Here is an 8,435-nt window from a genome sequence, read left to right as displayed (position 1 = left end):
GCCTAAAATAATAAAATTGAAGATTTTGAGTCTTTTTAATAGTTAATTTAAATTAATGCAACACTAGTGAGTTTTAAAGTTGGATTATATTTCCCTTTTTTCAATTAGGCTAATCGTTTGCCTTGTTACGCCAACCTTCTCAGCCAACTCACTTTGAGTTAAATCTGCTTGAACTCGAAATAACTTCACATTATTTTTAACTATATACCAATTACTTCCATTTTAATTGTAACATATACATGACATAATTCAATATATATATTACATTTTATCACAAATAAAAAAGCCGCCCTAACTTGTAGAGACGACTTTTAATAACCACGCTGCACTGCTGGATGAAGGAGCTGATAGATGACGGCTTCGTCACTGTGTTGTCTTGTTGCGGTTCTCGCTTCTTCCATCGTACCGATAAACTGTACTTCTCCCTCTTTTAACACAGCAAATCGGTGGCATAAACCTAGAATTTCATTCAAGTCATGCGTAATATAGATGACTGTTTTTCCTTCTCTCGTAAGCTTTTGAATGTATCTGCCAATCTCCATTTTCGACTGCAAATCAATTCCCACCGTCGGCTCGTCCATAAGTAAAATCGCTGGTTTATGAATGAGCGCAACGGCGATATTGAGCTTCCGCTTCATTCCGCCTGATAAATTTTGAACCTTTTCGCTCCATTTCCCCTCTAGCTGCACAGATTTACAAAGTGTTTTTAGCTCATCATCTGATACGGATCGCCCCGTCATTTTACTCCACAGTCGCATGTTTTCTTTTACCGTCAGTTCTTCCCACAGTGCAATATCTTGCGGGACGTAGCCAATTTGACTACGAATGTGCTTTTTAGCTTTTTTTAAACGCTGACCGTTGATGATCACTTCGCCACCCGAAGGCTTAGTGAGCGTTGCTAAAATGGATAAAAGCGTAGACTTCCCTGCACCGTTTGGTCCTAGCAGTCCCAGTATCTCACCTTTTTTCACATGCAAAGACACTTTATTTAATGATTTTTTTCTTCCATAACGCTTACTTACTTTTTCAATTGAAATCACGTAATCGACCTCACATTCCACACTGCTTTTAACCATAATAAAATGGTGATGACTAGTATTGTTCCAAGCTGAATCCAAAGTTCTTTAGCAAGTACAAGCTGCTGCGTAACCAATAGATGCTGAGGAATCCATGTAGCAATTGCGCCTAGCCGCTCCGCTATGTCACTGATTGGGAAAAATACGCCCCCGATAATACTGAGCATCATCGCAATCAAGAATCCTGCGGTATAGTAGCGCCCGAGGTGACGTGATTCCGTAGCTAGCCAAAAGCTAAACGCTAAGCAAAAGCAGAGATATATGAGCATTAGCAGCAGTACTCTGCTATCTGTCACCGCTCCGACTTTCAAAAAGAAGAAAAAGCTCAGGACAGTTTGGATGATCAAAACAAACCCGTATGCTGCTACCGATTGATACACATAAGACATGACGCCTTTTGGCAAGGTCTTCATTCGCTTGAAAATAGGCCCTTTTTCCTTTAGGACCCATTCCATCGCCATGAGCGACACAACAAGCGTCAAAAAGCCCCACAGCGGAACAGAGCGATTTATAGTCTGTTGCTTCTCATCAGGTTGTGCACCTTCTTGTCCATCAGTCACATATTGAATGGTCATTAACGGTTCTGGCTTCCACTGCTCGTCCGTATAGCGATACGCATCTTCCCATAGGGTTTCGGGCTTTTCCCAACGATAACGTTCATACAAGCGTTCTACTTGAATAGCAGCTTTACTGTTGCTCGATAAGCGCGTTACTTCACTAGCAATCACTTCTTCTACAACGCTCGTCGCAACTGACGCTGGCATTTTCACCAGCTCAATCGTTTCTTCATAATCTTCTTTTTTAATATTATCCATAAAGCCTTCTCGAACGATAAATAAGCTATCTACTTCATTTCGGAGAAGCTTTTTTTCTCCTTCATCAGCCGTTGTAGCTATCAATTTAATTCTCTCATTCGTCGTAACTCGCTGGATTACTTCCTTAGAAAGTTTACTTTGGTCTTCATCCGCAATGGCAACTGGAATCTTCACATCGTTCTCAACGTTTTGAAGAAACATTTGGCCTACATAAGCACCTGCAGCAGGAAGCACCAGAAGAAGTATCAATAAAAATGGCTTTCGGATAATAGCCTTCAGCTTCTCCATCATGAGATTCATAGGCTCACTCTCCTTTTTTGAAACAGTGCCGTCCAGAGGAGCGACAAGCTAAAAGCAGTGAGACCGTAAACGACGAGCCAGCTCATTGATTCTGACCAGTCTACTGACTCATAGCCTCCAAATAAGCCAAACATCATCTGCAGCGACCAGGCGTTAACAGACCAGGTTTGAAGCATTAGCAACCACTCTGGTAAATAAACGCTAGGTAAAATATGTCCGCCTACAAGAGAAGCTGCAGCAAGGAACAGAACGCCTACTAGCTGATACAGCTTTTCACTGACGAAGATAGCTTGCAAGAGAGCAAACGTTGCTAAAAAAGCGAATGAACTAGCTGCAACGCTGCCAATTAGTTGCCCCCACGTGTACGATAGTGACAAGTCAAGCTTCTCTATTCCTACTGCGTATAATCCTAGCGCTAAAACGAAAACGAGTAAGAACATACTGCTAAACTGAGCAAGATGAACGTGTAGTGAGGATACTCCGTGCGTCTGCATACGCTTAAGCACTGAATTTGAATGAAGTCCTTTTACAAAAAGCATGCTGCTGTAGCTCCAAATCATGAGCAGTACTAAAAAGAACGAGAGAATATAATACTGCTTCATATCTTGCTGAAATAAAGACGTCGCTATTCGTTCTTCAAACACGCTTCCACGATCAAGAACATGAAGTCCAAATGAAAGAAGGCTGCGACGAAATTCAGATTGTCTCTCTGCCGTGCTGGCTCCTTCTTCTTGTAGAAAGTGATCGATTGTATTAATGCCGCTTTGAGCAGCGGATGTATAGTCAGCTGCGCTATCCATGACATAGCGAAAAAGCTGAGCCTGAAGCGGCTTGTTTTTATTCCCCACTACAACAAGAGGCATGTTTTCTCCCGTTGCAATCGAATGACTAAAGCCATCTGATAAAACAACAAACGCCGCAATCTCGTCTTTGGACAGCATTTGTTGTGCTTCTGTTTTTGTTGGATACACAGGATTGATAAGTGAGCTTAGCTGCTCACTTTCCGTTAACTGTTTGATGACGTATTCTGTTTGAAGCGTATCATCTTCATCGACAATTGCCACCGGAAACTTTTGTATCCGTGCTTCATCCTCCATTGTTTCTGTTAGTATGACCCCTGCTCCTATTAAGAATAGAACAGGAGCAAGTAGAAGCAGGCTAAAAGACTTCCAGTTTTTTAGCATCGCCTTCCATGTGAATGAGCATAAATAAAAGAATATCTTCACCTGCTCTTCTCTCCCTGCATTATTACATTAGAATTGTAACTAGATATGATAGTTTACTATATGGTTGTACAAGTAGATTCAGACCTACTGCAAACCTGATAAATTTAACAAAGCGGATAACATGCTGCACACGTCATCCGCTTTTGTATGAACTATTAACTGTTAAGATTAAGAAATATCAGGATCCATCATTAAACCTTGTAAGTTTGTGTAGAAGTCTTCTTGAATCTTCATTAAATCAACTGGCGTAATATCTTTTACGTTTTTACCGTTCTTAGAATCAACTGCTGGAATATCCGCCTCGTCTTTTAATTCAGAATTTGAGTTAATCTTTAAGTTGATATCAGCTGAATCTGTCGGCATACCAACTTTTAAGTTAATATCAAACTTGTAATCTGACTTTCCTTTTGAAGCATCAATGTTTTGATCTTGCTTAAGGTCACCTCTGAACGTGTAGCCTGGAGCTTGATCACCCAAGTCAAGCGTGAATTTGCGATCAGCTGTTTGTTTCGCATCCGTTTTTCCATTCACAACTGAATCCATTGTGAACTTTAAGTTTAGGTCTTCTGTTGTTGAATCAGAAGCGTTAACGCTAGCAACTAACTTTTCAGAACTCTTCTCTCCGTCAGCTGTAATGTCGTTTGTCACATCAAGCACTACTTTGCTATCATTGTTGTCATTTCCAATCGTAAGAGCTAGCTGTTGAGCACGCTTGTTGTCCGCGTATTCTACATCTTTTGTTGCTACTTTTACATTTCCTACATTGTCTTTGTCATCAGCTGAAGTTGCAGCAAACTCTACGTTACGATCCACAATTACTTCATCATCATTGATGTAAACTGTTGATTTAATGCCTTTAGGGAATTTAAGATCTTTCACATCTGTTTTAAATTCGTCCAAGCCTTCTTTTAGCTGTTTTTTCACTTCTTTTTCATCTGTTAATTCAGCCATTTCTGGATCTGTTGCAGCGGATGATTCAGCAATCGTTGCAACGCGTTTTGCAATGATTGTTTGTAGCTCATCATCCTTTGCCATTTCCGCTACAAGCTTTTGAACAAATTTCTCCGTTTGTTCTTGGTTCATTTCAAGCTTTAGACGCGTGAATTTTAACGTTTCATCACCTTGTTTATACTCAGCGTTCTTTTCTTTTGTAAAGTAGTCTTCATCTAAGTTATCATAGAAGAACTTTCCGTATTTTGTTGCAATTGCTTTCTTTTCTTTCTCCGTTAGTTCTAAATCTTCCACCTTAATTTGGTTTAGTTCTAACTTATCTGGACCCGTATATGATGGGTCAAACATGCGCATAACCTGACCATACTCATCAAGGTTTAAATAGAAGAATTGATTTGCTAAAATTGGTGCTTTAAAACCAATTTGTTCCTTTGTTTGATAACCTTCTATGTCAAGTGCTTTTGTGTTACCAATATCAAGCGTTAATGAACCATATGTTTCTTGCTTTTTAGGGTCTTGCTCTGTTTTTACATTAATCGTCGATTTGCTAATCATATCTTGAATCATTTGATAAGATGGATCAGCAGCAAGTGAGTTCATTGAAAAATCACCGCTGATAGAAGCCGCTGAGCTTGATGGTTGCTCTAGTGCTTTTTCTTGGAATGCTAAGCTTTCGCCATATTTCGTTTCAATTTCTTCGGCCATTTTGTTGTATGTATTCACTTCAGATATTAAATATAATTGCTTTGGTGATTTCATGAATACATAGCCAAACGTAACCGCTGCACCAATAAGCACAAATAAAATCGCCAATCCGATGATTAACTTTGTTGGTGCTTTTCTCGGAGCTGGAGCTGTTTCTAAGGAAGCAGCAGTTTCTTCCCTTGTTTTGTTTTCATCGCTCATACGTTTTACATCCTCCTGTAAATAATTGTTTGTTTGGTCCCTTGTACATGATAAGGAATCATTACCAGTATTTCTAGTCGTTCGACAAAAAAAGACATTTTTTAGTTCATTTAGCTGATAAAAAGAAGATACCTAACAGATACAAAGACTCATTTTTCATTCCCCTATATAACCAGATTAAAACCAAATTCATTAATTTTTACCAAAAATATGAATCTGTCAGTTCCTAACGAAGCAGATCTTTTTTATAATTCGATAGAAGGCTATCACTTCTCCTCCTTTTTACTCCATTTTTTCCTATCTTCCAAAAGCTCAACGATGATATGTATATGAACATTGACTTAGCATCATGTTAAAAGAAAGGAAAACGAGCCTTTTTTCACAATAAAAAAGAGTTTGGGACATAACAAAATGATTGCTTCTAAAAGACGAACACTAGCTGTTCCCACCTCTTTGGTTTGTCTGAACACGTTCGTTCCATTGCGCTACGGCCACTCGCTTTCCGCGGGGAGGAACTCTCAATCTTTCAGGTTTATCATTGACTGAATTACTTAGTCCCAGCCTCTCTTACGAATTAATTTGAAGTCGCTGTTGAATAAATAGAAATACGTTAACTAAGCTGTTTTCTTCAAATACACTTACATCTTGCTTTTTAAATTCTCCTTGCTCATGATAATAGCTAATTTGGCCAATTCCTTTCTCTTCGTTCATGTCGATATGAAAGCTAAGCGGCGTTCCTAAAATCGAGCCATCTTCATCTCGCTGAATAATTTGACAAAGCGTTTTATCTCCCTGCGGTTCATATAAAAAATCATAGCCGTACTGACGAGCTAACTTTTCTGTTTGCATAAGAATAATTTTTGTAACTGACGTTTCGTTCATACAACTTCTCCCTTATCTGTACTTACTTCTTTTAGTATATCATAGCTCATTTTATCGTTTGTACCAAGAGTTTGGGACATAACAAAATGATTGCTTCTAAAAGACGAACACTAGCTGTTCCCATCTCTTTGGTTTGTCTGAACACGTTCGTTCCATTGCGCTACGGTCACTCGCTTTCCGCGGGATCTCCGTTTTCCCTCTCTTTCCCGCAGGAGTCGAGTGTCCCACGCTCCATTCCACCCTGTTTCCAACATTGTTTTTCACAATCAGCAAAAAACCTGAGCGATTAAAAGTTATGAACTCTCAATCGTTCAGGTTTATCATTGGCTGAATTACTTATGTCCCAGCCTCTTCATTATAATAGTTTGATAACACCTTTCGCACCTTGTTTTTGATAACCTGTCTTTCTAATCTCTACTTCTTTTCCTTCTGGTAAATTAGTAAACACAACAGGTGTAACAAGTGACGTAGCATTCTTTTTCACATAATCGAGATCGATTTGTAATAACGGTGTGCCTGGCTCAATACGTTCGCCTTCGTTCACGAGTGTTGTAAACCCTTCACCTTTTAGCTCAACCGTATCGATTCCAACATGAATTAATAATTCTAGCCCAGTATCTGTTTTCAAACCAAACGCGTGCTTCGTTGGGAAAATACTAATGACTTCACCTGAAATTGGTGAATGAAGCGCATTATTAATAGGTTCAATCGCAAAACCATCGCCCATCAGCTTAGCAGAGAACACTTGGTCAGGGACTTTTTCAAGCGGCATAACCACCCCTTCAAACGGTAAGCTAAATTCGTCAAGCACGCCTTCGCTTGGCTTTGGATCAGCTTTCACTGATGCACTTGCCATTACTTTTTCGCCTCGAACAAGCTGCTTCATCGCATTAGCTACAAACTCTACTTCCGTTCCAACAATGACTTGAACGCTCGTTTTTGCAACCTTCATCACACCGCGAGCACCGTTCTTCTTAAGCTGTCCTTCATTAACCGCACTCGAGTCTTTTACCTGTAGACGCAAGCGTGTTGCACAGTTATCAATTTCAACAAGATTTTCTTTTCCACCCAAACCTTCAATAAAATGAGCAGCCATGTTTACATGTTTATCATCTGATAATACCACCGCTTCTTCACCATCTGTTTCATCGTCTTCGCGGCCAGGCGTTTTTAAATTAAGCGATTTAATCAGCCAGTAAAATAACGCGAAGTAAGTCGCTGCATAGATGAGGCCGATTCCTCCCAGTAGCAGTGGCTTTTGCGCAATTCCAAAGTTTAAGAAATAGTCAATGGCACCTGCTGAAAAACCAAAGCCGTGATGAATATCAAGCATGACGGCAAGCCCCATTGAAATTCCTGTTAGCAAAGCATGTACTATGTATAAAACAGGGGCAATAAACATAAATAAAAACTCAATTGGTTCTGTAATTCCTGTTAAAAATGAGGTAAATGCTAGTCCAATAAGCATTCCTGATACGAGCTTTCACTTTTCTTTTTTAGCAGCTGCTACCATCGCAAGCGCGGCTGCTGGAAGACCAAACATCATAACTGGGAAGAAACCTGTCATAAACGTTCCCGCTGTTGGATCTCCTTTAAAGAAGCGATTTAAATCCCCTGTCGCTCCGTTAAATTCCCCGAATACAAACCACACTAAGCTGTTCAAAATATGATGTAGCCCTAGTGGAATCAGCATACGGTTTAAAAAACCAAAAATACCTGCACCAAGAGCACCAGCACCCGTTAACCATTCACCAATGTTGTTAATTTGATCTTGGATTGGCGGCCAAATAACGCCAAACAAACCGGCGATAGCAAGCGTCACAATCGACGTGATAATTGGTACAAAGCGTTTACCAGCAAAAAAACCTAGCCATTCCGGCAGTTTTATATCTGAAAAACGATTGTATAAAAGACCCGCAACTATACCGGCTACAATTCCACCAAGTACGCCCATATCAATCGTTTTATCAAGCGCAACGGCTCCTTTTGTTAGAACGAAATAACCAATGACACCTGCAAGAGCAGCTGCTCCGCTTCCATCTTTGGATAACCCAACTGCAATTCCAAGAGCAAATAAAAGTGCTAAGTTAGCGAAGATAGCATCTCCTGCTTGCGCCATAAATGGGATATCTAATAAATCAGGTTGACCTAAGCGCAGCAATAGCGCTGCGGCAGGTAAGACGGCGATGGGTAGCATAAGCGACTTCCCTACACGTTGTAAAAATTGGAACATTTCTTCATCCCCTTATCTCTATATTTACTAACATCCTACCATGAGG

Annotated in this window: 6 protein-coding genes and 2 pseudogenes; all 8 read right to left on the bottom strand. The window is 40.0% G+C overall.

Annotated features, from left to right (window positions below; all coding sequences use genetic code 11):
* Positions 1-68: 68 nt before the first annotated feature.
* Positions 69-204, bottom strand: a pseudogene (locus tag AC1UFB_RS16890) (helix-turn-helix transcriptional regulator); the annotation flags it as partial.
* Between the two features lie 107 nt (positions 205-311).
* Positions 312-1,040, bottom strand: coding sequence for an ABC transporter ATP-binding protein (locus tag AC1UFB_RS16885; protein WP_328101630.1), 729 nt, complete (start codon positions 1,038-1,040; stop codon positions 312-314).
* The gene (locus AC1UFB_RS16880) at positions 1,037-2,191 is read right to left on the bottom strand and encodes an ABC transporter permease (RefSeq protein WP_076513081.1); all 1,155 of its coding nucleotides are present in this window, start codon (positions 2,189-2,191) and stop codon (positions 1,037-1,039) included. The genes AC1UFB_RS16885 and AC1UFB_RS16880 overlap by 4 nt, the downstream gene beginning before the upstream one ends.
* On the bottom strand, positions 2,188-3,417 hold the full coding sequence (locus AC1UFB_RS16875) for an ABC transporter permease (RefSeq protein WP_482589533.1): 1,230 nt from the start codon (positions 3,415-3,417) through the stop codon (positions 2,188-2,190). The genes AC1UFB_RS16880 and AC1UFB_RS16875 overlap by 4 nt, the downstream gene beginning before the upstream one ends.
* 168 nt (positions 3,418-3,585) lie before the next feature.
* A complete protein-coding gene (locus AC1UFB_RS16870) occupies positions 3,586-5,274 on the bottom strand; it encodes a hypothetical protein (protein WP_482589532.1) in 1,689 nt (562 codons plus the stop codon).
* 567 nt (positions 5,275-5,841) lie between these two features.
* Positions 5,842-6,156: a hypothetical protein gene (locus tag AC1UFB_RS16865; protein ID WP_025910164.1), complete on the bottom strand. Its 315-nt coding sequence runs from the start codon at positions 6,154-6,156 to the stop codon at positions 5,842-5,844.
* Positions 6,157-6,252: 96 nt separating this feature from the next.
* The gene (locus AC1UFB_RS16860; protein ID WP_482589531.1) at positions 6,253-6,396 is read right to left on the bottom strand and encodes a hypothetical protein; all 144 of its coding nucleotides are present in this window, start codon (positions 6,394-6,396) and stop codon (positions 6,253-6,255) included.
* 115 nt (positions 6,397-6,511) lie between these two features.
* A pseudogene (gene nagE, locus AC1UFB_RS16855) lies at positions 6,512-8,389 on the bottom strand (N-acetylglucosamine-specific PTS transporter subunit IIBC).
* Between the last annotated feature and the right edge of the window lie 46 nt (positions 8,390-8,435).

The organism is Priestia sp. KCTC 13724 (genome assembly GCF_056820425.1).
This window is presented reverse-complemented; position numbering and strand designations above follow the sequence as displayed.